This is a genomic window from Haloarcula sp. K1, assembly GCF_001647155.1.
GTDB lineage: Archaea > Halobacteriota > Halobacteria > Halobacteriales > Haloarculaceae > Haloarcula > Haloarcula hispanica.
Genome location: NZ_LRHL01000045.1, coordinates 359,704 through 382,949 on the forward strand (window position 1 = coordinate 359,704; position 23,246 = coordinate 382,949).

A 23,246-nucleotide genomic window follows, 5' to 3' on the forward strand; every position below is an offset into this window, starting at 1 on the left:
GACGAATCGGACACAAGCCACCGAAATGTATCGGTAACGCGGTCGACGTAACCGAATGCGGGCTCTGTGTCGTCACTGCCGGATTCCCGCGCTGAATATATTCGCACAAAGGCTCTCTACGGCAGCTAGCGACCGATAGATCGTATGGCAGAACAGCAACTCGATCTCCGAGAGATTCCACCGCCGAAGCGACACCCGAAGATCTTCGACGCGTTCGAGGAACTGGACAGCGGAGAGGCACTGACGATTGTCAACGACCACAAGCCGACGCCGCTCTATCACCAGATGGCCGCGGAGCGACAATCGTTCGACGCCGAGGGCTACACTGTCGACCGCATCGGGCCGAACGAGTTCATCGCGACCCTCCCGAAGAAGTAGCGACAAACTCGGAGTCCAAGTCCCGGTTTCCGAATCGCTTTTGTTGGTCAGTATTGGTACTCGGATATGGACCGCCGTACCGCGAGACTACTGAACGGTGTGCTAGCGCTATGCTGTCTCGCGCTTGTCTTCGCTGCCGTGTATCCGTTCAGTACTGCGAGCCCACACGCGGAAAACCCGGTCGACGAACGGTTTACCCTTCCCGAGTCCGATGAATACCGGGCGTCGGGAGCGATTGTCGCGGATAGTGAAACAGCGCTCGAATTCGAGGGCGCTGTGACCGCTGACGGCGGCCGCTACCTGTTCATTGACGAGGGTGCCGTCCAAACTGAACAGTATCAGGCGTCGCCGGGCGACCCGGTCTACAGTCGTATCGTCGTTGAAGACGACGGCAGTACCGACCGCCGGCGAGAGCAGATCCAGAGCGATACCGATCGGGAACTCCTTCAGGAGACCCGGACTGACGGGGCCGTCACGTTCATCATCAAGCAGGAGTCAGAGGATGTGGCGGACGATGTCTCGGGCGCGGCGTCGGTAGTCGTCATGAGCCTGTACCTCGTCGAATACGAACGGGAAGCCGACGCCGCTCAGGCAGTGACCGTCTACAAGCCGAAAAACGGCTGGTACGAGGGGCGGGAAACGTACCACGTCACCGGGGCTACGGGGACAGTGCGAACAGTCGGTGACACGACTGACGTTCGCTCCGCGACAGTTACGTGGGACCTGACGGAGTCCGCGGGGACGTATGCAGAACTCGCCCTGGGCAGACTGGCAGGGAAGGCACCGGAAACATACGACCTCTCCTTCGAGTTCGATTCGGGCGAGACGACAGTGAATCGACCGGCGTGGGTCACCGACGCCCGTACTGAACGTAGCGGACAGTCACAGGACGCGTCGTAACGGCAGGGCTGTCGTGTACGGTCTGTATGGAGCCGCCAGCCCTCGGCGACCCGTCTAAGAGTGAAGACTAAGCGCTGTAGAGACTGGGACTGCAGGCAGTAGAGCAGAAAACTGCGGTTGTCTTCCCCTCGACGGGCTGAAAGTGCCACATTCGCCGCGTGTATGGCCGGTTTTTATTTCCTTCCCCGCGAACCACCGGACAGAATGGCATCCTACGAGGCGTTTGACCCAGCCGTCGAAATCAACGGGCAAACGGTACTCACGATAGTCGAGGAGGCGATGGGGAAGTTCTCAGACGAGTACCGGGAACGAGCGCTAACGGCGCTCGATGTGGAGGGAATCACCGACCCGGCGGCCGACGAGTGGTACCCACAACAGGCCTGGCTGAACGCGTTCGAGACGATTGCCGACGACCTGCAACCGCACGTCCTCGACCGACTCGGCGAACAGATCCCGCGTGTCGCTGACTGGCCGAACGATTTCGATTCTGTTCCGGAGGGGCTCCAGTCGATAGATGCGGCCTACCAGCGAAACCACCGTGGCGGGGATATCGGGCACTACCGCTTCGAATCCGTGGGCGAGCGGACCGGCAAGGTGACGTGTGAGAACCCGTATCCGTGCCCGTTCGACCGTGGCCTCATCCGGGGTGTCGCCCAGCAATACGCGCCGGTCGGCGCGTTCGTGTTCATCGAAGAAACGGGTGAGACGTGTCGTCGGAACGGTGACGATACGTGTACGTACACCGTCTACTGGTAACGCGGTGACTACCGCTCGTAGGTCTCAAGTGCCTCGCGGAGTTCGGCGGCGGAGTACTCCGACGCGAGCTGTACGATCTCCTCCAGGTCTTCGTACGTTTCACGGAGATTTCGAACGCGCTCTTGCTCGCGAGTCTCTGCTGGTACCTGCTCTTCCGCCCGGCGGATGGTCCTGAGCGTCGTCTGGACTTCCCGTTGGATGTACTGCTGGAACACGTCCTGCAGGATGAACCAGACCTCACGTTCGGCCTCGAACCGGACTCGTCTGCCGCCCCCTGCAGACGACCTGCGGTGGATGAGCCCGATACGCGACAGCGTCCGTGTGACGTTACTCACCGTCGATTTCGCGTAGCCGGTTTCTTCGACGAGTTCTGGGATGGAGAGGGGGTCCGATGCGAAGTACAGCACGCCGTAGATGCGCCCGGCGCTTCGGCTGAGGCCGTACACCTCGGCCGATTGCTCCATCGATTCGATGACGCGTTCGCGTGCGACCGCGCTGTCGTCATCACTCATGCATCCGAACTGGCTGCCCTGTTTGCCGCGTGTCCTGCTGCGTCATACCTCAGGCTATTTATTCCGTAAGTATTAAATTGTTTGATTGGTTTGTTCGGATTGAGCCGAACAAATAGAAGCGAACGTCAATACCCTCCCTACAATCCATGGCAAGCGTCTTCCCCCATCACCCGCCAGTTGACTATGCACCCCGAGAGCAGACGAACGTCGTAGTCAACGGTACCGAACCGACTGACGTCCTTCAGATTCTCTCGTCTGAGGCTGCTCAGGAGATACTGGGGGCAGTCAGGAACGAACCGCGGACCGCGTCGGATATCGCCGACGCAGTCGACCGCTCGCTCCAGAGCGTCTCCTATCACCTCGACCGTCTCTGTGAAGCTGACCTTATCGAACCCGCCGAAACGTGGTACTCGGAGAAGGGGACAGAGATGACAGTGTACGCTCTCGCCACGGAACGCCTCGTCGTGCAGTTCGGTGACAGCACCGACCGATCCGTGTAGCGTCACCACTCGTTTCGAGTCCTGCCTGTAATCGGAGTCTGCAGTGAGGTTCGGATGGCTTTGTTTTCGCTACCGAGGCAGAAGACAAACAGACCTATTGGACGCCTTATCGTATGCCGAATATGGACGAGGAGACGGGCGCGGATCAGATGACGGCGACAGTGCGACAGCGGGTTTCGAGCGTACTGGACGCCGACGCTCAAAGCGCGACGGCACTCGACGGCGGGGAAGTCGGGTCGGTCTACCGTGTGACGTTTCGCGACCGTCCTGACGTGGCGGTGAAAGTTGACGACTCGCCGCTCGGAATCGAGGCGGCAATGCTTCAGTACCTCGACCGTGACACGTCGCTCCCCGTTCCGGACGTCCTCCACGTCGAACCGGAACTGCTCGTGCTGTCGTTCGTCCGCGGAGACGGCCGATTCGGTGAACGGGCCGAACGCGACCTCGCGCGCCACGTCGCGTCTCTCCACGACGTCTCGGCTGACGCGTTCGGCTTTCCGTTCGATACCCTTTCGGGGCCGTTCAGCCAGTCGAACCCGTGGACCGAGTCGTGGATCGACTTCTTCCGCGAGCGACGGCTTCTCCCGTTCGCAAGGACTGCGCGGGACGCTGGGGCTCTGCCAGCCACCGAGTTCGACCGGGTGCAACGACTGGCGGAAACGCTCGATACTCGTCTCGTCGAGCCGGCCACGCCGTCGCTGCTGCACGGCGACATCCACCCCGGAAACGTTGTCGTGGCTGACGGAACCGTTCGGGCCGTCCTCGATCCAGCGATATATTTCGGCCACGCTGAAGTAGACCTGGCGTACGTCGACCGACTGGACTCGATCGGCGCTGCGTTCTACGATGAGTACCGCCGCCACTGCAATATCTCCGAGCGGTACTTCGACGAACGGCGCGACGTGTATATCGCCTTCCACGCCCTGGAGAACGTCCGGTTTTTCGGCGACGACGGACTCCCGAGGCTCGACAGCGCGTTAGACCGCCTCGGGGTGTAAAAAGCGGGAGCGGTGGACCCGCCCGCCGTTCCGATGGTCGACTCAGTCAGCCAGCGAGATGTTCTGTCGGAGGTCGTCTTCGATTGCCTCCAGCGTCCGGCCCTTGGTTTCGGGGACGTAGCGGTAAACGAACACCAACCCTACGAGGCTGCAGAGGCCGAACAGCCAGAACGTCGCAGAGGTTCCGACGCCGTCAGTCAGGACGGGGAAGGTCAGCGACACGAGGAGATTCGCACCCCAGTTGGCGACGGTGACGACGCCCATCGCTGACCCGCGAACGGAAAGCGGGTATATCTCAGAGATCAGGAGCCAGAAAACCGGGCCGAGACCGATTGCGAAGAAGGACACGAACAGCATCAGACTGATCGTGGCGATGACGCCGAGGCCCCCGCCGAGACCGGGAAGGTAGAACACAGTACCGAGGACGGCCAGCGTCGCGACCATCCCGCCGACACCGACGAGGAGCAGTCGGCGACGACCGACACGGTCGACGAGCAGGATCGCCACGATGGTCATCACCACGTTGATCGTTCCGATACCGACTGTCGCAAGGATCGAGGCCACGTTTCCCAGCCCGGTGGATTCGAGAATCGTCGGGGCGTAGTAAATGACCGCGTTGATGCCGGTGATCTGCTGGAACACGGCGAGTCCGAGCCCGACCACGAGCGCTGGGCGGAGCCACGGAGCCAGCAGGTCCCGGACGCCGGTTTCGGACTGTGTCTCGACGGTCTCCTCGATATCACCGAGTTCTTCCTCGACGCCGCCGGACCGCGTCCGCTTGAGGACGGCTCTCGCCTCGTCTTTCCGTCCGTGCTCGAAGAGCCAGCGTGGGCTTTCGGGCATCTTCAGAATGCCGATAGCGAGGACGACGGCTGGGACCATCCCGGCACCGAGCATCCAGCGCCACGCGCCCGCGTCGGCGAACGCGTAGTTGACGAAATACGAGAGGAGGATTCCGGTGGTCACCATGAGCTGATTGAGGGAGGTGAGCCCGCCGCGAATCCTGGGCGGCGCGATTTCGGAGATGTACAGCGGGCCGACAATCGACGCGAAACCGATAGCGACGCCGTCTATAAGCCGACCGGCGACGAGGACGGGGACGTTCGGCGCGACAGCCATCGTGAACGACCCGACGAAGAACACGATGGCCGCGATGAGGATGAGGCGGCGGCGACCGAGGCGGTCGGCTAACTGGCCGCCGACGGCCGCACCGGCCGCGGCCCCGGCCATCGCACCACTGACGATGATTCCCTCGACGAGCGGCGACATGACGAACGAGTCCTGAATGAACAGGAACGCGCCCGAGATGATCCCGGTGTCGAACCCGAACAACAGTCCGTTCAGCGCGGCTAACGCGGAGACGACGTAGACGAACCGGTCGCCGTCACCGCTGAGGACGTTCCGTATGGTGGCTGTGGACATCCGTGTAAAAATGAACTCGAATCTGTGTAAAAGTCTTTCCAAGTCTTTTCGTACCACGGCGAAGCCACTGGGGGCGGGCGGCGTCGGGCAAGGCCCGGAGCGCAGTCTGCACGGTCATCGGTCGCGAACGAACGTAACCGGGCACGGGGCGTTCAACATCACCTCCTGAGCCGTGCTCCCGAAGATAGCCTTCCCCGCCGGAGAGCGCTGCCGCCCGCCGACAATCACGCGGTCGGCGGACACGTCTCTCGCGATGGAAACGATACCTTCCCCACTCGTCCCAGTCGTCGCACGGGGGACAGTCGTCACCGACTCGGCTTCCAGCTCGTCGATGATTTCCTGGGTGACCGACATCTGTGCGGCCAGCTCGTCCGGGTCGATGTTTTCGTCTGGCGTTTCGAGCAGTTGCTCTACCGCCTCCCGGTACGAGTCCGGATCGAACACATGTGCGATGATTACTGTCGCGTCTGTCGGCACCGTGACTTCAGTAACGGCATCGACGAGCGTGTCGACTCGGGCGTCGTCGCGGCTACCGACCGCGAGTAGCACGGTTTCGAGGCCGCGCGTATCGGTCGCTGCTGTCACTTCAGTCATCAGCACTGAGCTTCGCTGCCGGGGTAAATAGAAGCTGCTATGAGTTTACTATAATTATAGTAATTATTTGTATTCAGCTATACGACCCGCTTCCACCGCGACGGGGACATCCACCTACTCCTCTGAGAGCGGGTGTCGCGGTGGCACGGACCTGTCTCTCACTCGGCAACTCCTTCTGTAATAATCCTCGCGAGGCGTTCTCGGTCGAACAACTGCGCCTCTGTGAACGTCTCGGGGAAGTAGCGCTTCGCGTACCGTTCGATCATGAATAGGTTGTGCAACGGGCCGGTGTAGATCGGACCGCCGCGAAACACCCTGTCGTTCTGGACGGCCCTCAACCGGCTGCCCACTTCGTGCTCTTTCATATGGGCGAGCACTGAGTTCTCGAACTCCTCACGGGTCTTCCCCTCGCGATGGTATCGCAGAAGGAGTGAGTCTGGATCTATCTCCAGCAACGCTTCGTAATCGAGCGACTCCGAGCCGGAGTACCCCTCGATTCCGGTGTCCGAGAACGCGTCGGCAATTCCGAGCGTTTGGAAGTGTTCCTTGTTGGCCCCGTTCCCGCTAATCCGATACGGCGTGAACGCTTCCGGCTCCTCGCCGGCGAACATGAGCGCGGCGTTCGGTCGCTCCTCTGGTGCCGGGAGCCGAGCCTGCACCGTTTCGGCTAGCTCGGCATGGATTGAACGGATCGCCTCGAAGCGCGCCTGTTCCTGAACCATCTCAGCCACCTTCTCGAAAGCCTCGTACAGGCTGTAGTACCGGTAGTTGTGCCAGTCGTCAGTCCGTCGGAAAACGAGGTTTCCGATAAACGGAGCGACGTTCTCCCGGACTTCCGTGAGGTCGGACTGTTCCCATGCTTTGAGCCAGTGTGTCAGTGCGTGCGGATCGATGAGATGCAGATCCGCGTCCATCTCGTAGAACGCCTCCTTCGAGACGCCGTCGCTCCAGAGCTGTGTGAGGGCGTTGAGGTCTATAGACACTCCATCGAGTTCCTCGTAGTGCAGCGTCTTGTACCGTCCACGGTACCAGATTGATTGTACTGCGTCGCCGTGACCGAGCGCGACCAGCATATCGATGTAGTCCGCGGTGAAGGGGGCGATTGTCTCGGGCACAGTTTCGAACTCGACGGTTCCGACTGGCTCCATCGTCACCGAATACGTTCCGTCGGAAGTCGCTGGCCCGGTAGCGCTCGGTTCGGTATCCGTGGCCCTGTCACCGGTCCCAGCTTCCGAAGATTCCTGACTGCTGTTGCCCAAACATCCGGCGAGTAGTCCACCGAGGGCGAGTGTACCACCGCCTTTCACGACTTCTCTCCGCGTCGGTCGTTCGAACGTTGCTCCGTCCGGGCCACTCATTCGAACTCACCCGTGACGATATCGGCGAGGCGCTCCCGGTCGAAGAGTTCGGTGTCTGAGGTCACGTCGCCGAAGATATCGGGATAGAGTTGTTGGGCCGCCCGTTCTGTCAGGAAGAAATTGTGAATCGGACCCTGTCGGAGGTAGCCACCGCGATACACGCGTCCGTTCTGTACCGCGGTCAGTTGGCTCCCGACGCTGTGGTCTTGCATAAACTGTAGAACGGTCTCCCGGAACTCGGTCGCAGATTTTCGCTCGTGGCCGCGGACGAGGATAACGTCCGGATCGACTGAGAGAAGCGTTTCGTAGTCGTACTCGCCCCGATTGGTTGTGCTGAGGTTCTCGATATCGGTTCCGGCAAGCGCGTCGGTGACGCCGAGATCACGCCACTGCTTCTTGCTCGTGCCGTTGTCGTTCAGCCGATAGGGCGAGAACGACTCCGGTTCGTCGGTGCCCTCGAACGTAAGGAGGACGTTCGGACGCTCCTCAGCTGGCGGGAGCTGACTCTGCAGGTCCGCGATGTAGTCGTCGTGTAGCTGTTTGAACGCCTCGTACCGAGCCTGTTCTTGGAAGACCTCAGCAACCTTCTCGAAGGCTTGATACAGGGTGTAGTACCGGTAGTCGTGCCACTCGTCGGAGCGACGGAAGATCAGATTCCCGATGAACGGAGCGACGTTTTCGGCGATTTCGTCGACGTCCGACTGCGACCAGTCGAACCAGTTGATGAGCATCCCTGGGTCATAGAGGTGCACGTCGCTGTCGAGTTCGTAAAACTCCTCTTTCGTTCGGACCTCCGGATTCGCGTCAATCGTCTCCTGGTCGACGGACACACCGGGAAGCTCATCGTAGACGTACGTGTAGTAGCGGTCCGCCCCGCCGATACCTGTGAGGCCATCGGCCTGCCCGAGTGCCACGCCCATATCGGCGTAAGTGCCACCGTAGGGGAGCCATCGCTCGGGAACCGTCTGGAACGTAACGTCGCCCACCGGCTCCATATTGACAGTGTATGATTCAGTCTCAGTCGCTGTTGGGGTCTCGGTTGTCTCCGTTGGCTCAGTCGCGGTAGAGTCCGTGGCGGAGTTGCTCGAACACCCGGCGAGCAAACTGCCGCCCGCAATCAGCCCGGCTCCCTTGATATAATCTCTGCGTGTCGGCTGTTCAAGCGCCGGTCTACCGGGGTCAGTCACTGTCCCTCACCCGTGATTACGTCAGCGACACGCTGGCGGTCAAACAGCTGTTCCTCGACGGGGAGTTCGGGGTATGGCTCGCCGTCGACGTAGCCCGGCCACTCACCGAACTGGTCGGGGTACAGTTGTTTCGCGGTCATTTCAGTCTGAAACAGGTTCAGGATCGGACCCTGCCGACGGGCACCTTGAGCGTATATCCGCCCCTCTTGGACGGCAGTTATCTTTCTCAGTACCTCGTCGTCTGCCAGTTGTGACCGAATGTCGTCGAGATTGTGGTACCCCGTCATCGGCCCGAGGACGAGTAACACGTCCGGGTCGGCGTCGAGAAGCAGTTCGGAGTCGAGCGTGATATTCCGCCCGTCGTCGCCGTACTCGTCACCAACGGCGTCGGCTAACGCATCGGTAGCACCCAGCGGGCGGGTGTGGGCAGCGTAGTAGCCCGGATGGTTCATTTTGTACCCCCATATTTTCTCGTCGGATGTGGAGAACAGGACCATGGCCGCGCTCGGCCGCTCCTGTTCCGGGGGCAGGCCCGCTCTGATAGTCTGCAGCATCGATTCGCGGACCGATGTGAGTGCCTCGTACCGGTCGCTCTCTCGGAACACCTGCGCGATCTTTCCGAAGATCTCCCAGAGCGTATAGTATTCGTACGCATCAGCCCAGCCTGATGGCGGTTTCTGATGAGTGCCGCTGAGCGTGTTCCCGAACCACGGGCCGACGTTCGAGCCTATCTCTTCGAGGCTACTGTCGTCCCATCCCTCGGCCGTCGCAACCTTCGCTGGGTCCGCTATATGGACATCGCTATCGAGTTCGTACAGTTTCTCTTTCGACGGCGGCCACGAAGAGTACAGGTCATCCCAGTCGATTGAGACTCCCTCCAGTCGGTGGAGGAACTTCTGATACAGCGATTGGTGGTATTCAGGCGCGTGCATCGCGTTGATCGCGTCGCCTCGCCCAAGCGCGACCAGCATGTCTACGTGGTGGCCCAGTATCGTGAACACACTCTGGGGGACCGTTTCGAACTCGACGGTTCCCATGGGCGACATTGTAACCAAGTATCCGTCATCAGCCGTGGTTGGTTCGGCCATTGAGGTCGACCCGTCGCCTGTGCCTCGCTCGCTCGGAGTTGACTTGGAGTCGGATTGACCTACACAGCCCGCCAACAACCCCCCACCTATCACCGCGCCACCATACTTCATGTAGTCACGTCTAGTCGGGGACTTGTGGTTTGTATCATCTCTCGACATGATTGTTAGGCCCACCTAAAAATATATAACTGCTTCGGAATTTAGGCGCGCCTGAAAACTGGCCGCCGTCACGGACTCCGGTCGGTTGTCCCGGCAGTCCGTGTCACGTATGCTCGTCGAGAGCGCAACTTCCCCGCTGTTATCCACCCTGAGACATGCTGCATCTATTCACAAGCTGCGGCTGGCGCGTTCGAGACCTCGCTGCTACCGCTGACAGCCACAACAGCGGATCGGGGGAACGTACAACAGTAAAGTGTCCTTGCTGTGGACACACTAGTATGGCTGACGAGGAAATCGACGACGTGGACAGGGCAATCCTGTACGCATTACAGGAGGATGCTCGAAACATGTCGTCCGGGGACATCGCAGAGCGAACCGATACGTCCGACAGCACCGTCCGCAAGCGCATTAACCATCTCGAGTCCAGCGAGGTGATTAAGGGCTACAGCGCTGACGTCGACTATCAGCAGGCGGGCTATCCGCTCCGGATGCTGCTTTACTGCACTGCGTCGATTCCCGAGCGAGGCGATTTAATCCCGAAAATTCTGGATATAGACGGTGTGGTATCGGTACAGGAACTGGTCACCGGCGAGGAGAATCTCCTCGTGACGGCTGTCGGCGAATCGGATAGCGATATCACCCCTGTCGCACAGGCACTTCTCGATATGGGCCTGACAGTGGCCGACGAAGTACTCGTTCGGAGCCATGAGACGACGCCTTTCGGTAAGTTCGATTCCGAAAACGGTAGCTAGCTGACGACGCCGCCGCGACCACAGGGTTACGCTCTGGACACCTGCGTGCCCGGGACGACGCGGTCAGACAGGGTATGAGAGTAACCGTCTCATGCCCGGCAACGATCTGCTTTCCTGAGCAGCCTCTCCGAACAGTTTGGTAATATCGCTCCATCTCAATACTCACTCGGTCCCTCATAGTCGAATCTGTGTACGTGTGTACAGCGGACTCGTAATCGAACGGTGTTGCCAGCACAGGCCGCGAGGTACCCGCTTACTCCCCTGGCGGTGGTTCTCGACCGAGCTTCAACCACAAAAACATAATGTTCTATAATCTACTATTTTAGGAACAATTTGGTAGTATAGAAGAATTTAATACTCAGTCCGTTCGCACTAGGGATGAAGACAACCGGAACTGGTCAATCACATTCCGTGATTGCCGTGATCAGTCACGAAAAACGATGTCAGGACACAACTCACCGAAGACGGTTGGATCACTCCCGGACACGACGGCTGACTCGCCGCTCGTACCTGTCGCACTCACATGGCTCGTGTGGTCGATGTTTGCCGCGAGCATTGCTGTGCTTGCCGTTCGGGTCCGAACCGGAGTCGCGTGGGAGATACCCGGCGTTGTTGCTGTCGATGGGCTGACCGTCCTGATGTGGGTGGTCGCCACCTTCTTCAGCGGTATCGTTCACAGCTACTCGCGCCGCTACCTGGCAGGCAGCCGCCTCAAAACGGGCTTTTTCGCCACCGTATTCGGTTTCACGGTGGTCGTGATGGGACTGGTCGCGGCTGACCACCTTGCCCTGTTCGGGGCGCTGTGGCTCGCGATGGGGCTGCTGATGGCGAAACTCATCGGAATCGTCGGCGGCTGGGATCAGGCACAGGCGGCTGCGACGGTCGCCCGCAAGTACTTCATCGCCAGCAGCGGGCTCCTCGCCGTCGCGCTGACGGCACTGTGGTGGGCGACCGGCTCGACCACGGTCTCGGGAATCACGGCGGCTGCTGACTCACTTGCTGGCCCGGTGTGGCTGGTCGCCGCTGGCGCGCTCGTGCTCGCAGCGATGATTCAGTCCGCTCTGCTCCCGTTCCACGGCTGGCTTCTCTCTTCGATGACCGCACCGACGCCCGCCTCGGCGCTGATGCACGCTGGATTCGTCAACGCCGGCGGCATCCTGTTGACCCGCTTCGCCCCAGTCATCACTGTCGACCCTGCGCTCATGCTCGCAATCGTCGCCGTCGGCGGTGCAAGCGCCATCGGCGGGAAACTCCTGAAGTCGGTCCAGACTGACATCAAGGGCAAACTCGGCTGTTCGACGGTCGGCCAGATGGGATTCATGATCATGCAGGCCGGCCTCGGCTTCTTCGGGGCTGCTATTACCCACCTCATCCTCCACGGCTTCTACAAGGCCTACCAGTTCCTCAGTGCCGGCGGCCAAATTGAACACACTAGCCCCAGCGAGGGGACGCCGCACACGGTAGGAACGACGACGAGCATCATCGGTGTCATCGTCACACTGCTGACCGGCATCGCCGGCGGCGCAGTGTTCGCGGTGCTGACGGGGAAAGGGACGAAGGTCGGCAGCGGCCTCCTGCTGACGTTCTTTGTGGTGTTCACGACGCTCCACGCGGCCCGTAGCGCCGTACAGCATACCTCGCTTCCAACGGCGGCCCGCTACGGGGCCGTCCCAGTGGTCTTCTTCCCGGCTATCGTCATCTACGCCGCGGTCTATACGGGCGTCTCGGGGCTCATGCCTGTCAGCCCGGCAACGACGGAACTGACCCTGCTCCACGGCATTATCGCCGTCGTCTTCGTCGGCATCTACACCGGCATCGAGACCGGGGTTCACGAGCGCAGCCAGCGCCTCTACGTGGCGCTGCTGAACGCCGGTCAACCGGCAGCCGACACTGTGCTAACTGCTACGGAGGACTACAATGAGTACTGAATCCACCATCCACGACAGTATCGACACCGCAGCGACCACCGTCGGCTCCCTCTGGCCCATCCACTCGTTCGTGACAGCAAACCCCCTCACGGGGTTCGAGGACCAGCCGTTCAGTGAGGCAGTCACGCAGGCAGCCGACCTGTTGGGCGGCCGTGGCTACCCCAGCGCGGAGACGTTCCGTGCGGCGCTACAACACGGCCAGATAGACCCGGAGATTCTCGACGCGGAACTCTCCGAGGCCGGCTACGAGAACGACCCCGAGGTACTGCTCGACCGGATGGCCACAGCGACCGATGCCTCGAAAAGCGATTCCGACACCGCCACCGACCGCGTCGACCAGGTGCTGACGAAGTGGCTGTCGACGTTCCTCGACGAGGGGAGCGCCCACTGGTCGATGCCGAACCGCGAAGCGGGATTCTACACAGCTTTCCGCGGAGTGGCTGAGCACGACAGCGAAATCCCCGACGAGGGAATTATTACTGATCTGCCCGAAACGCCGACTGCGGCCATCGAAGCGGTGCTCGCACCGTACCCGGTGAGTCAGTGGGTGCCGGTTTTCGAGGAGCAACTGACCGCCCTCCCGGGCTGGACAGGACTCATCAAGCAGCGTGCCGACGACGAGGGCGTGTGGCAGTCGGCGTACCCGATTTCACTGGCGGGGTACCTCGCGGCGCGTCTGGCCCTGCTAGATGCCGTCGGTGCTGATATCGCCCCCTCGAACGACAGCATCGACCCGGACCCGGCCGCCGAACTCGCTGGGGCGTTCCTGCGCGCCTGGGAGGCGACCTACCGCGGCGACCTCGTCGAGACCGTCGCCGCGGAGAGCCAGTCGCTCGCCGACAGTGACAAATCGGGCTGCCCGGACGCACAGATGGTCTTCTGTATCGACACGCGCTCGGAGATCATCCGCCGTCACATCGAGGCCGCGGGCGACTACGAGACCCATGGGTACGCCGGTTTCTTCGGGATCCCGATGGAGTACCAGGGATACGACACCGACGTGTCTGTCAATGCCTGTCCACCGATTCTCGACCCGCAGCACCACGTCACCGACGTGCCGACCGACGACGACACCCAGGCGAGCCACGACCGCTTGTCGGGCATCCGTGAGACCGCCGACGAAATCATCGAAACGGTAGAGGCCAACGCCGCCACAGCTTACGGCTACGTCGAGACTGCCGGGAGCGGGTACGGCCTCGCGCTCGCAGCCCGCACGCTCGTCCCCGGGCGCGTGCATGACCTGTTCGATGCGGTCGACGACTCGGTACCCGATGAACACGAGTTCTGTGACCCGCTCGTCCACCACCAGCACACCTACGCCGGTGACCTGCCGGTGGGACTGACCACCGACGAGAAAGTCGAGTACGCCGCCACCGCGTTCGACCTGATGGGCTGGGAGACGTTCAGCCGCCTCGTCGTCTTCACCGGGCATGCCAGTGAGACGACCAACAATCCCTACGATTCGAGTCTGGACTGTGGGGCCTGCGCCGGAAATCCCGGCGGCCCGAACGCCCGCGTGCTGGCGAAAATCTGCAACGACGACGAGGTCAGGGCCGCGCTCCGCGACCGCGGTTTCGAAATCCCCGAAGACACCGTCTTCCTCGCTGGCGAACACAACACGACGACTGACGAGGTGGAACTGTACGACAGCGACGTACCCGAGAGCCACGCTGCCGATCTCGACCAGTTGCGCGCCGACCTCGCCACTGCCCGCGAGAACGCGGCCGCCGAGCGTGCCGAGTCCATGGGTGCCGACACCTCATCAGGGGTCACCGAGACGGAGCGCCGCGCCGCCGACTGGGCCGAGACCCGCCCCGAGTGGGGCCTGGCCGGCAACGCCGGCTTCGTCGTCGGCCCCCGCGAACTGACGAGTGATGTCGACCTCGGCGGCCGCGCGTTCCTCCACTCCTACGACTGGTCGACTGACGCTGACGGCGAGGCGCTGGAAGCGATACTCACCGGCCCGATGGTCGTCACGCAGTGGATCAACACCCAGTACTACTTCTCGACGGTCGACAACGCCGTCTACGGGAGCGGCTCGAAGGTGACCCACAACCCCGTCGGCAACGTCGGCGTCTACCAGGGCAACGGCGGCGACCTGATGACCGGCCTGCCGCTCCAGTCGCTGATGGCGGCCGACGACGACCCGTACCACCAGCCGCTCCGCCTCTCGACGGTCATCCACGCTCCGGTCGACCGCGTCAACGGCGTCCTCGCTGAACACCCGGAACTGGCAGACCTACTCGACAACAACTGGCTCTCGTTGACAGTCGTCGATCCCACGCAGGACCACCGTGCCTTCGAGTACGAGCGTGACCTAGAGTGGTCGCCGGTGTCTGACCTGTCAGAAGCTGAAGCGACGGAACCGTTCGCACCCGCGGCCGCAAACGACTAAGCTGGCCCGAACAGCCGGTATCTGGAACTGCTGGCACACTAACTTTTTGAACTTATATAAAAGACACTCAAAATAGAAAACCACTCCAAAACAACCCTATCTATGTAATTTGTCTACAATCAGAAATAGATACTTCCATATATGGTAAATAGTGGTGTAAACAACGCAAATAGTGACTATCAAGCGAATATTTAGTGGCATAAAATGGACTTTTGATAGTATAACACAGAACTCCGTTTACATCCCACGCCAATAGAGAGAGTCAGCGCGGTGTGAGCCCGACACCGTCTGCGAGCAACTCGTGGGAGCGGAGCGCGTCAGCGTGGTCGCCGACGACGTGCTGGATCATCACCTCATCGACTCCGACACGATCAGACAGCTGTTCGAGAAGGTTATTGAGCGTTTCCGGGCTCCCGGAGATCGCTCGTGGCCACTCACCGGCATCCAGCGTGGCGGGCGTCGGTTCGGGCACCGCTCCGAGTTCGTCGATCGCTTCCTCGACAGATGGAGTCGTGCCAACGACCCCTCGCTCCATCCGCTTGAACGACGCTTCGGCCACGGCGCGGAGCCGCGCCGCTTCCGCGTCGGTCTCGGCACAGACCGCGTTCACTGCGACCATCCCCTGTGGCTCGTCGACGCCGCCGGCCAACTCCGATGATTCGAAGTGAGTCCGGTACTCCTCGAACGAACGGGTGGCCAACCCCGGTCGAATGAACGCAGCGAAACAGTAGCGCAGGCCAAGTTCGCCGGCCAGTGCGGCGCTCGACGGGCTCGACCCGAGAACCCACGGCACAGGCGTCTCCGCATCTGAACGAGGGATTTCCAGATCACTGTACGCGTGTCCGTCCGGGTAGCTGTCGTAGAGGTGCGAAACGACGGCTTCGATTTTTTCGGCGTGGTCTTCGTCGGGGTTCCGGACGCGGCGGTCCGTCCCGAGCGCGCGGTCCACGGCCGGAGACCCGTTTGCCCGCCCAAGCCCCGCGTCGATTCGTCCGGGAGCAAGGCCATCGAGGGAGCCGAACAGTTCTGCGACTTTGAACGGGCTGTAGTGGTTGAGGAGGACCGCACCCGACCCGAGCCGAATGGAGTCGGTTTCGGCGGCGAGGTTGCCGAGCAGTACCTCGGGTGTTGTTCCGGCGAGCTTGTTTCCCATCCCGTGGTGTTCCGCCACCCAGAACCGGGAATAGCCGAGGCGTTCGGCCTGCTGGGCCGCGTCGACGGTGTTCGAATACGCGTCAGCCGCAGTTCCGTCATTCGGGACCGGAGAGAGATCGACGATTGAGAGGTCCATATCCGCCCACAACGGTGGCGAGGTTTAACCGTTCGGCTACTCACAGTGCGTGGGTATCTCACTCGGGCACGCCGCTCTGATGGAACGTCCCACCCGGATATAACTGATCTCTAGAAAAAGCAATAGTTTTATGCAATACTATAATAATCAGAATGTCTCACTTCGCTATACTGGCTATCTCTGGGAAGTGTGAAGGTCGGAGAATTATATCTCTCGGGCACCTACCGAAACCCTCCGGATCCCAAATACGTGGGCCTCAAGCGCTATGAGGCCGTACATTCAGAGAATATACCGCCTCATTAATTGTTTCAGAGTCGCGTCACGGGGTCGTGCGTACAACGGGCCTGCTGAAATTACTACCAATACTCAGCAATACCTGTATAGCTATCATATCGCGCTTTTTCCGGGGCAGTCTTCTCAATGCAGTGCCGGTTACGAATCAAGTGATATCATGCCCTTGACCACAGTCGGCTCCATCGCTCGGCGGAACGCGTCGTCGATGTCCTCAAGTCCGGATTCGAAGTCGATGATTCCCTCAACGTCGACTTCGCCGTCGGCCAACAGGTCGACAGCCGCGTCGTAGGTGTTCTTGTACCGGAACGAGCCGTGGACGTCGACCTCGTTGTCGATGAGTTCCAGCACGTCGATTGGGACCTCCGCTTCGCTGGCGAGTCCGACCAGAACGACCGTGCCGCCCCGACGGACCACGTCGATTGTCGACTTGATCGACGGCTCCGCGCCGGAGGCTTCGACGACCACATCAGCACCGACGCCGTCCGTGTACTCGGCGACCGCCGCATCGAGATCCGTTTCGGTAACGTTGACGGTCAGGTCCGCTCCCCGTTCTTCGGCGAAGGTCAGCTTTTCGTCGACGACATCGGTCAGTATTACGTCCGTCGCGCCCGCGGCACGCGCGGCCTCCAGCACCATCAGCCCAATCGGCCCAGCTCCGGTTATCAGCACTGTATCCCCGGTTCCGACGCTGCCGCGGCGGCAGGCGTGGATGCCGACCGAAAGCGGCTCGCACAGTGCCCCTTCAGCAGTGGAAACGGCCTCCGGGAGCGTGTAGGCGAAGTCGGCCGGCCACGAGACGTACTCCGTGAACGCGCCGTCGTGTGGCGGCGTCGCCATGAACGTCACTTCCTCACAGAGGTGGTAATCGCCGCGCTTGCAGTGGGCACAGCGCCGGCACGGAACGCCGGGTTCGAGCGCGACCCGGTCGCCCGGTTCGTGGTGCGTAACGTTCTCGCCCACTTCGACGACTTCACCGGCGCTCTCGTGTCCGAGGACGAGCGGGTCTTCGACGACGTAGTCGCCGATACGACCGTGTTCGTAGTAGTGGACGTCGGAGCCACAGATCCCAACGTCGCGAACGGCAACGAGTACGTCGTCGGGCCCGGGCGACGGTCTGGGACGGTCCTTCAGCTCGAACTCATTTGGTTCTACCAGTACAGCAGTTCGCATACCTGTTGGCACGGAACAGAGCCATAAAAATACACAGGGTGGGCCGCCCCATTGGGTTGCCGTGTCCAGCTACCACTCCGCGACGCTCCCGTCCTCGTGGTGCCATACCGGGTTGTACCAGTTGACCTCTGTCTGTGCCAGTTCACGGATGAGAGTCTCGTCGAGATCGATACCGAGTCCGGGGCCGGTCGGCCGTTTGACGTAGCCGTCTTCGAACTGGAACGTCTTCGGGTCCTCCAGGACCTTGAGTCGCTGGCTCGTCGTCGGGTCGTGTAGATCGAGGTCCTGTTCGTGCAGCACGACGTTCTGGGCGCAGAACCCGACCTGCAGGCTCGCCGCGAACGCGACGGGGCCGAGCGGACAGTGTGGAACGACGGCTACGTCGAACGCTTCCGCCATCGACGCGACCTTGCGCATCTCGCTGATGCCACCGACGTGGGTCACGTCGGGCTGGAGTATCGACACCCCGTCGTCGACGAGGAGGCGCTTGAAGTCATAACGCGAATAGAACCGTTCGCCAGTCGCTATCGGGACAGTCGTCCGCTCGGCGATACTGGCAAACGAGTCGTCGTGTTCGGGGAGCAGCGGCTGGTCGATGAACATCAGATCGAACTGTTCGAGTCGCTCGACGAGATCCGCGGCCATCGGTTTCGAGACGCGGCCGTGGAAGTCGACTCCGACGAGGGCGTCGTCACCGACGGCGTCACGGATTGCAGCCACACGCTCAACCGCATGATCGACAGCGTTCGGCGTCTCAATCGGCCGAAACTCCCGGGCGAAATTGAACTTGAACGCTCTGTAGCCGCGTTCTCGGTCCTCTTTCGCGGCCGCGGCCACGTCTTGCGGATCATCGCCACCGAGCCACTGGTAGACGAGTAGCTTATCGCGGACGTGCCCGCCGAGTAGTTCGTGCACCGGTGCGCCGTAGTGCCGCCCCTTGATGTCCCAGAGCGCGTGGTCGATGCCCGCGAGCGCGCTCATGAGTATCGGCCCGCCGCGGAAGTACCCGCTCTGATAGAGCTTCCGCCAGTGATACTCGGTTCGAAGTGGGTCGGCCCCAAGGAGATACGCCTCGATAAGCTCGGTAACAGCGGCACGGACTGTCTCCAACCGGCCCTGAACGATGGGCTCGCCCCAGCCGACGATCCCCTCGTCAGTCTCCAGTTTAAGAAGCAACCACCGCGGCGGCACGGCGAACAGTTCGAAGTCGGTGATTTGCATAGCTATGTTATCTGCGAGGGAGTACTTGTAATGACTGGCTGCCGATATCGGCCCGACAAAGACTGTAACAAAAATAGGCGTACATTTATGCTGGAGGCTACCGGAGCACCAAGCGTACGCATGAGTGTAGTTGACAGCTTCTCCCTCGACGGAGAGACAGCTATCGTCACCGGTGCGGCGCAGGGTCTCGGCAAACAGATGGCGACCGGGCTCACCGAGATGGGGGCCGACGTGGCTATCGCGGACGTGAACATCGAGAAAGCGGAACGGACGGCCGCAGAACTCGACGGTCAAACGGACGTCGTCGCGACGGAGGTCGACGTGACGGACGAAGCCTCGGTCGAGGCGATGGTCGAAGACGTGACCGACCGCCTCGGACCGATTGACGTACTGGTCAACAATGCCGGGATCGTCGAGAACTCCCCTGCGGAGGAGACGAGCATCGAGTCATGGCGGCGGGTCGTATCGGTCAACCTCGACGGTGTCTTTCTCTGTGCCAAACACGTCGGCCAGCAGATGCTCGAACGGGGCGAGGGCCGCATCGTCAACGTCTCCTCGATGTCAGGCTTCGACGTGAACGTCCCGCAGAAACAGGCCAGCTACAACACGACGAAAGCCGGCGTCAGGATGCTGACCCAGTCACTGGCGGTCGAGTGGGGCGAGCAGGGCGTCCGCGTCAACGCTATTGCGCCCGGCTACATGCGGACCGAACTCGTCGACGAAGTGCTCGAAGAGAGCCCCGAGATGGAAGAAACGTGGCTCGAGAACACGCCGATGGGCCGACTCGGTCGACCGGAGGAACTGAAAGAACTCGTCGTCTACCTCGCGTCGGACGCGTCGTCGTACATGACGGGGTCGACCGTCGTGATGGACGGCGGCTACACCTCGCGGTGAGGTGTCAGGCCTCGGGCGACGAGGCGTCGGTCAGTGCGGCCAACCGGTCTTTTACGTCGGCCCACTCGCCAGCGGTACCCGGTTCGTATGTCGTCGTCTCGAACGCCGATTCGACCAACTGCCGCCCGGTTTCGATGTCAGAAACCGTTCCGGCGGCGACGGCCTGTGTGAGGACGTTGCCGACAGCCGTCGCCTCGACTGGGCCAGTCGACACTGGGCGGTTGGTGGCGTCGGCCAGTAGCTGACAGAACAGCTCGTTTCTAACACCGCCGCCACCGAGCACGATATGCGATGGCGGGTCGTCGACGACTGCCGCGAGCGCGTCGAGTTCCAGCGCCGTTTTCGCCGCCAGGCTGTCGAGGAGACAGCGGACGATGCTGCCCTGCCCCGTCGGGACGGGCTGGTCCGTTCGGCGGCAGTAGGCCCGGATCTGCTCGGGCATCGGCTCGTCGATGCCGAACGTCTCGGCATCCGTATCGACGAGTGCGGCCCGTGGCGGGGCCTCCTCGGCGGCCGACAACAGCGTCTCGTACTCCAGCGGTTCGCCCGCTTCGCGCCACGCTTTGCGGCATTCTTCGAGCATGAAGAAGCCGTTGATGTTCTTCAGGAGCCGGACGGACCCGTCGACGCCGAGTTCGTTCGAGACGGCCTGTTCGAAGGCGTCGTCCGTCCGCACCGGGTCGTCGCGCTCGACGCCGAGGACGAACCACGACCCGGTGTTGAGGAACGCGGCGTCCTCGAAGAGCGGGAGGCCGGCGACGGCCGCCGCCGTGTCGTGGCTCGCCGGCGTCACTATTTCCGGCGGCGAAGACAGCCCCGAGACGACGTCGTCATCGACCGCCCCGAGACATTGTCCGGGTTCAGACAGCGGCGGGAGCAGGTCCGTTGGAACCGACAGCTCGTCGAGCAGGTCGATGGCCCACGTTCGCGCCTCGGGATCGACCATCTGCGTGGTCGAGGCGATCGTCACGTCGCCCGCCGGCCGGCCCCCTATCCGTGCCGAAAGGAGCTGTGGCATCATGAGCAGGCCGTCGCTCGCTTCGAGGAGTTCCGGCTCGCGCTCGGCGATGGTATGGAGCTGCCACAGCGTGTTCGGGGTGTTCCAGTTCGTGATGCCGGTCGCGTCGAACAGCCGCCGCTTGCCGACGGCCTCGAACACTTGCTCGCGTGTGGCCGTCGACTCGGGGTCGCGGTAGGAGACCGGGTCCCGGAGCAGTTCGCCGTCGGCCAGGAGTCCGAAGTCGAGCCCCCAGGTGTCGATACCGACCGTGTCGAGGCCGTCGGCGCGGTCGTCGGCCGCACGGAGCCCGTCGCCGATGTGGTCGACCAGCGCGTCGACGTCCCAGACGTAGCGGCCGTCCCGTTCGACGGGTCGGTTGTCGAACCGGTGGACCTCCTGTACCGCGAACGAGGACTCGGTCACCTCGCCGAGGAACACCGTCCCGCCGCTCGCGCCGATGTCGATTGCGACGTGGTTCATGGGATGCTCTCAGGTGTGGTTCGCACGAGTGGTCACTGTCCGTAGCTGTCGAGCTTATCGGCCAGCCGGTCGATCTCCTCGTCCGGGAGGATCTCCGGCTCGCCGATGGCCCGGGCCTGATGGTGGATGCGGGCGCAGTACTCGACCATCAACGCGACCGTGTAGGCGTCGTCCAGCGACTCGTCGGCGGTCAGCACGCCGTGGTTGCGCAACAGCGTGGCGTTGAACGACTCGCCCAGCGCGTCGACGGCGGCCTCGCCGAGTTTCTCGGTCGCGTGCGTTTCGTATTCGGCGACTGGGACCTCCGTCCCGGTGAACGAGAGGAGGTAGTGGGAGGCGGGAATCGCCTCCCCGAGCGAGGCAAACGTCGTCGCGTACGGCGAGTGGGTGTGGACGACGCCACCGACCGCGGGCCGCTCGCGGTAGACCGCCAGATGCATCGGTAGCTCCGTCGACGGCTCGACGTCGCCCTCAACGACAGTGCCATCCATCCGTACAACAGGAACGTCTTCCGGTTCGATCTCTCCATAGGGGATTCCCGACGGGCTGATCGCGATGTGGTTCTCGTCGAGCCGGGCGCTGAGGTTCCCGCCAGTCCCGGTTGTCAGGTCGTCGTCGAGCAGGCTCCGGCCGTACTCGCAGATAGCGGTTCGCGTCTCGTAGTGTGCAATGTCTTGATCTGTCATGTGTCATGTGTCATGTGTCGTGTGTCGATAACTGTCGGTTGCGGCGAGTGAGGCGACGACAGGTATCGCCGTCACTCGGCGGGTTTCATTTGCTCTTCGAGCGCCATCTCCGCGTCGTCACCGAGCTGGCGCTGGTGGATCGTCTCGCCGCTGGCGCGGTCGAACAGGTGCACGTCCCGGTCCGGGATCTCCACGTAGACGTGTTGGCCCTCGCTGATCGGGCGCTGGCCGTCCGTCTCGACGATGAACGTCTGCTCGTGGCTCTGTGACCGGGCCTGGAGATAGACGTAGGAGATGCTCCCCATCGGTTCGACGACGTCGACGACGGCCTCGAACTCGTGGCCCGAGTTCGCCCGGTCGTGAAGCGTCATATCCTCCGGCCGAATACCGAGGACGAGTTCGTTTCGACTCCCAACAGCGGACTGCATCCGCTCGGTCAGGTCGAAGTCGAAGCCGTCCGCGCGGAGGGTTCCGCCCTCGACGGTGCCCTCGAAAAAGTTCATCGACGGCGAGCCGAGGAAGCCGGCCACGAACTGGTTGGCCGGGCGGTAGAAACACTCCAGCGGCGTGCCGACCTGCTGGAGTTCCCCGTAGTTGAGGACGACGAGCCGGTCGCCCATCGTCATCGCCTCCGTCTGGTCGTGGGTGACGTACAGCGTCGTCACGTCGAGGTCGTTCTGGAGCCGGTTGATCTCGGTGCGCATCTCCGCCCGGAGCTTCGCGTCCAGGTTCGACAGCGGCTCGTCCATCAGGAAGACGTTCGGGTCACGGACGATAGCGCGGCCGAGCGCGACACGCTGTTGTTGTCCCCCGGAGAGTTCGCCGGGCTTGTCGTCCAACAGCATATCGATGTCCATCATCTCGGCAGCGGACGTAACGGCTTCCTCGATCTCGTCGGCGGACATGTCCGTCGACATTTTCAGCCCAAAGGACATGTTCTCCTCGACGGTCATGTTGGGGTACAGCGCGTAGTTCTGGAACACCATCGCGATGTCCCGGGCGCGCGGGCCGAGTTGATTGACCACCTTATCGCCGATTCTGATATCGCCCTCGGATTGCGTTTCCAGCCCTGCGACGATGCGCATGAGCGTCGACTTCCCGCTCCCGGACGGACCGACGAAGACGATGAACTCGCCATCGCGGATGTCCAGCGAGACGTCGTCGACCGCGACGATTGACTCATCTCCTTCACCGAATCGCTTCGTAACGTCGTCGATTGTGATCTTTGCCATTATCTTGCCTCCGATGTGCGGCTAAGTGAAGCTACCGCCGCCGCAGGGGCG

21 protein-coding genes are annotated in these 23,246 nt (G+C 61.9%); 9 read left to right on the top strand and 12 right to left on the bottom strand.

Features of this window, described 5'->3' with window-relative positions; translation table 11 throughout:
• Positions 1–144 precede the first annotated feature (144 nt).
• From AV929_RS20080 to AV929_RS20090, 3 genes are all read left to right on the top strand, one after another.
• Positions 145–378: a DUF2249 domain-containing protein gene (locus AV929_RS20080; RefSeq protein ID WP_014031114.1), complete on the top strand. Its 234-nt coding sequence runs from the start codon at positions 145–147 to the stop codon at positions 376–378.
• Between the two features lie 66 nt (positions 379–444).
• Positions 445–1,278 (top strand): hypothetical protein, encoded by an 834-nt coding sequence (locus AV929_RS20085; protein ID WP_064289100.1) that lies wholly within the window; start codon positions 445–447, stop codon positions 1,276–1,278.
• A gap of 204 nt (positions 1,279–1,482) precedes the next feature.
• Entirely contained in the window at positions 1,483–2,034 is a 552-nt protein-coding gene (locus AV929_RS20090; RefSeq protein WP_064289101.1) for a hypothetical protein, read from the top strand.
• 8 nt (positions 2,035–2,042) lie between these two features.
• Here the strand turns inward: AV929_RS20090 and AV929_RS20095 are convergent, their stop codons facing one another.
• Entirely contained in the window at positions 2,043–2,546 is a 504-nt protein-coding gene (locus AV929_RS20095; protein ID WP_064289102.1) for a GbsR/MarR family transcriptional regulator, read from the bottom strand.
• Positions 2,547–2,692: 146 nt separating this feature from the next.
• Here AV929_RS20095 and AV929_RS20100 point away from each other — a divergent pair, with 146 nt between their 5' ends.
• The gene (locus AV929_RS20100; RefSeq protein WP_014031118.1) at positions 2,693–3,046 is read left to right on the top strand and encodes a transcriptional regulator; all 354 of its coding nucleotides are present in this window, start codon (positions 2,693–2,695) and stop codon (positions 3,044–3,046) included.
• Positions 3,047–3,168: 122 nt separating this feature from the next.
• Complete coding sequence (locus AV929_RS20105) at positions 3,169–4,044, top strand: fructosamine kinase family protein (protein WP_064289103.1); 876 nt, start codon at positions 3,169–3,171, stop codon at positions 4,042–4,044.
• A 42-nt stretch (positions 4,045–4,086) separates the two neighbouring features.
• Here AV929_RS20105 and AV929_RS20110 read toward each other — a convergent pair whose 3' ends face one another.
• From AV929_RS20110 to AV929_RS20130, 5 genes are all read right to left on the bottom strand, one after another.
• A complete protein-coding gene (locus tag AV929_RS20110; RefSeq protein WP_050038339.1) occupies positions 4,087–5,466 on the bottom strand; it encodes a sugar porter family MFS transporter in 1,380 nt (459 codons plus the stop codon).
• A gap of 114 nt (positions 5,467–5,580) precedes the next feature.
• On the bottom strand, positions 5,581–6,060 hold the full coding sequence (locus tag AV929_RS20115) for a universal stress protein (RefSeq protein WP_050038338.1): 480 nt from the start codon (positions 6,058–6,060) through the stop codon (positions 5,581–5,583).
• Between the two features lie 158 nt (positions 6,061–6,218).
• Entirely contained in the window at positions 6,219–7,418 is a 1,200-nt protein-coding gene (locus AV929_RS20120) for an ABC transporter substrate-binding protein (protein WP_014031122.1), read from the bottom strand.
• Positions 7,415–8,605 (bottom strand): ABC transporter substrate-binding protein, encoded by a 1,191-nt coding sequence (locus AV929_RS20125; RefSeq protein ID WP_014031123.1) that lies wholly within the window; start codon positions 8,603–8,605, stop codon positions 7,415–7,417. The genes AV929_RS20120 and AV929_RS20125 overlap by 4 nt, the downstream gene beginning before the upstream one ends.
• Entirely contained in the window at positions 8,602–9,852 is a 1,251-nt protein-coding gene (locus tag AV929_RS20130) for an ABC transporter substrate-binding protein (protein ID WP_369802699.1), read from the bottom strand. Before AV929_RS20130 ends, AV929_RS20125 begins: the two co-directional genes overlap by 4 nt.
• Before the next feature lie 278 nt (positions 9,853–10,130).
• Here AV929_RS20130 and AV929_RS20135 point away from each other — a divergent pair, with 278 nt between their 5' ends.
• The 3 genes from AV929_RS20135 to AV929_RS20145 all read left to right on the top strand — a co-directional run bounded on the left by AV929_RS20135 (position 10,131) and on the right by AV929_RS20145 (position 14,927).
• Entirely contained in the window at positions 10,131–10,604 is a 474-nt protein-coding gene (locus AV929_RS20135; RefSeq protein WP_014031125.1) for an Lrp/AsnC family transcriptional regulator, read from the top strand.
• A 440-nt stretch (positions 10,605–11,044) separates the two neighbouring features.
• Positions 11,045–12,532, top strand: a complete 1,488-nt coding sequence (locus AV929_RS20140) for a proton-conducting transporter membrane subunit (protein WP_064289104.1) — start codon at positions 11,045–11,047, stop codon at positions 12,530–12,532.
• Complete coding sequence (locus AV929_RS20145) at positions 12,522–14,927, top strand: DUF2309 domain-containing protein (RefSeq protein ID WP_064289105.1); 2,406 nt, start codon at positions 12,522–12,524, stop codon at positions 14,925–14,927. The genes AV929_RS20140 and AV929_RS20145 overlap by 11 nt, the downstream gene beginning before the upstream one ends.
• A gap of 262 nt (positions 14,928–15,189) precedes the next feature.
• Here the strand turns inward: AV929_RS20145 and AV929_RS20150 are convergent, their stop codons facing one another.
• The 3 genes from AV929_RS20150 to dgoD all read right to left on the bottom strand — a co-directional run bounded on the left by AV929_RS20150 (position 15,190) and on the right by dgoD (position 18,903).
• Positions 15,190–16,218, bottom strand: coding sequence for an LLM class flavin-dependent oxidoreductase (locus AV929_RS20150; protein WP_008311924.1), 1,029 nt, complete (start codon positions 16,216–16,218; stop codon positions 15,190–15,192).
• Between the two features lie 432 nt (positions 16,219–16,650).
• Positions 16,651–17,682 carry an NAD(P)-dependent alcohol dehydrogenase gene (locus AV929_RS20155; RefSeq protein ID WP_064289106.1) on the bottom strand — a complete coding sequence of 344 codons (1,032 nt, stop codon included), beginning with the start codon at positions 17,680–17,682 and terminating at the stop codon, positions 16,651–16,653.
• A gap of 69 nt (positions 17,683–17,751) precedes the next feature.
• The gene (gene dgoD / locus AV929_RS20160) at positions 17,752–18,903 is read right to left on the bottom strand and encodes a galactonate dehydratase (RefSeq protein ID WP_014031129.1); all 1,152 of its coding nucleotides are present in this window, start codon (positions 18,901–18,903) and stop codon (positions 17,752–17,754) included.
• Positions 18,904–19,023: 120 nt separating this feature from the next.
• Here dgoD and AV929_RS20165 point away from each other — a divergent pair, with 120 nt between their 5' ends.
• Entirely contained in the window at positions 19,024–19,797 is a 774-nt protein-coding gene (locus tag AV929_RS20165) for an SDR family NAD(P)-dependent oxidoreductase (RefSeq protein WP_014031130.1), read from the top strand.
• A 4-nt stretch (positions 19,798–19,801) separates the two neighbouring features.
• Here AV929_RS20165 and AV929_RS20170 read toward each other — a convergent pair whose 3' ends face one another.
• The 3 genes from AV929_RS20170 to AV929_RS20180 form a co-directional block, all read right to left on the bottom strand.
• Positions 19,802–21,277 (bottom strand): rhamnulokinase family protein, encoded by a 1,476-nt coding sequence (locus AV929_RS20170; RefSeq protein ID WP_064289107.1) that lies wholly within the window; start codon positions 21,275–21,277, stop codon positions 19,802–19,804.
• Positions 21,278–21,309: 32 nt separating this feature from the next.
• Positions 21,310–21,963: a class II aldolase/adducin family protein gene (locus AV929_RS20175; protein WP_064289108.1), complete on the bottom strand. Its 654-nt coding sequence runs from the start codon at positions 21,961–21,963 to the stop codon at positions 21,310–21,312.
• Between the two features lie 71 nt (positions 21,964–22,034).
• Positions 22,035–23,195 carry an ABC transporter ATP-binding protein gene (locus tag AV929_RS20180; RefSeq protein ID WP_064289109.1) on the bottom strand — a complete coding sequence of 387 codons (1,161 nt, stop codon included), beginning with the start codon at positions 23,193–23,195 and terminating at the stop codon, positions 22,035–22,037.
• Positions 23,196–23,246 lie beyond the last annotated feature (51 nt).

Excerpts from the sequence above, each read along its gene's own strand:
- AV929_RS20090 (WP_064289101.1), top strand. The coding sequence starts at position 1,483 with ATGGCATCCTACGAGGCGTTTGACCCAGCCGTCGAAATCAACGGGCAA.
- AV929_RS20155 (WP_064289106.1), bottom strand. The coding sequence starts at position 17,682 with ATGCGAACTGCTGTACTGGTAGAACCAAATGAGTTCGAGCTGAAGGAC.
- AV929_RS20145 (WP_064289105.1), top strand. The coding sequence starts at position 12,522 with ATGAGTACTGAATCCACCATCCACGACAGTATCGACACCGCAGCGACC.
- AV929_RS20105 (WP_064289103.1), top strand. The coding sequence starts at position 3,169 with ATGGACGAGGAGACGGGCGCGGATCAGATGACGGCGACAGTGCGACAG.
- dgoD (WP_014031129.1), bottom strand. The coding sequence starts at position 18,903 with ATGCAAATCACCGACTTCGAACTGTTCGCCGTGCCGCCGCGGTGGTTG.
- AV929_RS20130 (WP_369802699.1), bottom strand. The coding sequence starts at position 9,852 with ATGTCGAGAGATGATACAAACCACAAGTCCCCGACTAGACGTGACTAC.
- AV929_RS20140 (WP_064289104.1), top strand. The coding sequence starts at position 11,045 with ATGTCAGGACACAACTCACCGAAGACGGTTGGATCACTCCCGGACACG.
- AV929_RS20115 (WP_050038338.1), bottom strand. The coding sequence starts at position 6,060 with ATGACTGAAGTGACAGCAGCGACCGATACGCGCGGCCTCGAAACCGTG.
- AV929_RS20120 (WP_014031122.1), bottom strand. The coding sequence starts at position 7,418 with ATGAGTGGCCCGGACGGAGCAACGTTCGAACGACCGACGCGGAGAGAA.
- AV929_RS20110 (WP_050038339.1), bottom strand. The coding sequence starts at position 5,466 with ATGTCCACAGCCACCATACGGAACGTCCTCAGCGGTGACGGCGACCGG.
- AV929_RS20170 (WP_064289107.1), bottom strand. The coding sequence starts at position 21,277 with ATGAACCACGTCGCAATCGACATCGGCGCGAGCGGCGGGACGGTGTTC.
- AV929_RS20165 (WP_014031130.1), top strand. The coding sequence starts at position 19,024 with ATGAGTGTAGTTGACAGCTTCTCCCTCGACGGAGAGACAGCTATCGTC.
- AV929_RS20095 (WP_064289102.1), bottom strand. The coding sequence starts at position 2,546 with ATGAGTGATGACGACAGCGCGGTCGCACGCGAACGCGTCATCGAATCG.
- AV929_RS20150 (WP_008311924.1), bottom strand. The coding sequence starts at position 16,218 with ATGGACCTCTCAATCGTCGATCTCTCTCCGGTCCCGAATGACGGAACT.
- AV929_RS20175 (WP_064289108.1), bottom strand. The coding sequence starts at position 21,963 with ATGACAGATCAAGACATTGCACACTACGAGACGCGAACCGCTATCTGC.
- AV929_RS20180 (WP_064289109.1), bottom strand. The coding sequence starts at position 23,195 with ATGGCAAAGATCACAATCGACGACGTTACGAAGCGATTCGGTGAAGGA.
- AV929_RS20135 (WP_014031125.1), top strand. The coding sequence starts at position 10,131 with ATGGCTGACGAGGAAATCGACGACGTGGACAGGGCAATCCTGTACGCA.
- AV929_RS20100 (WP_014031118.1), top strand. The coding sequence starts at position 2,693 with ATGGCAAGCGTCTTCCCCCATCACCCGCCAGTTGACTATGCACCCCGA.
- AV929_RS20085 (WP_064289100.1), top strand. The coding sequence starts at position 445 with ATGGACCGCCGTACCGCGAGACTACTGAACGGTGTGCTAGCGCTATGC.
- AV929_RS20080 (WP_014031114.1), top strand. The coding sequence starts at position 145 with ATGGCAGAACAGCAACTCGATCTCCGAGAGATTCCACCGCCGAAGCGA.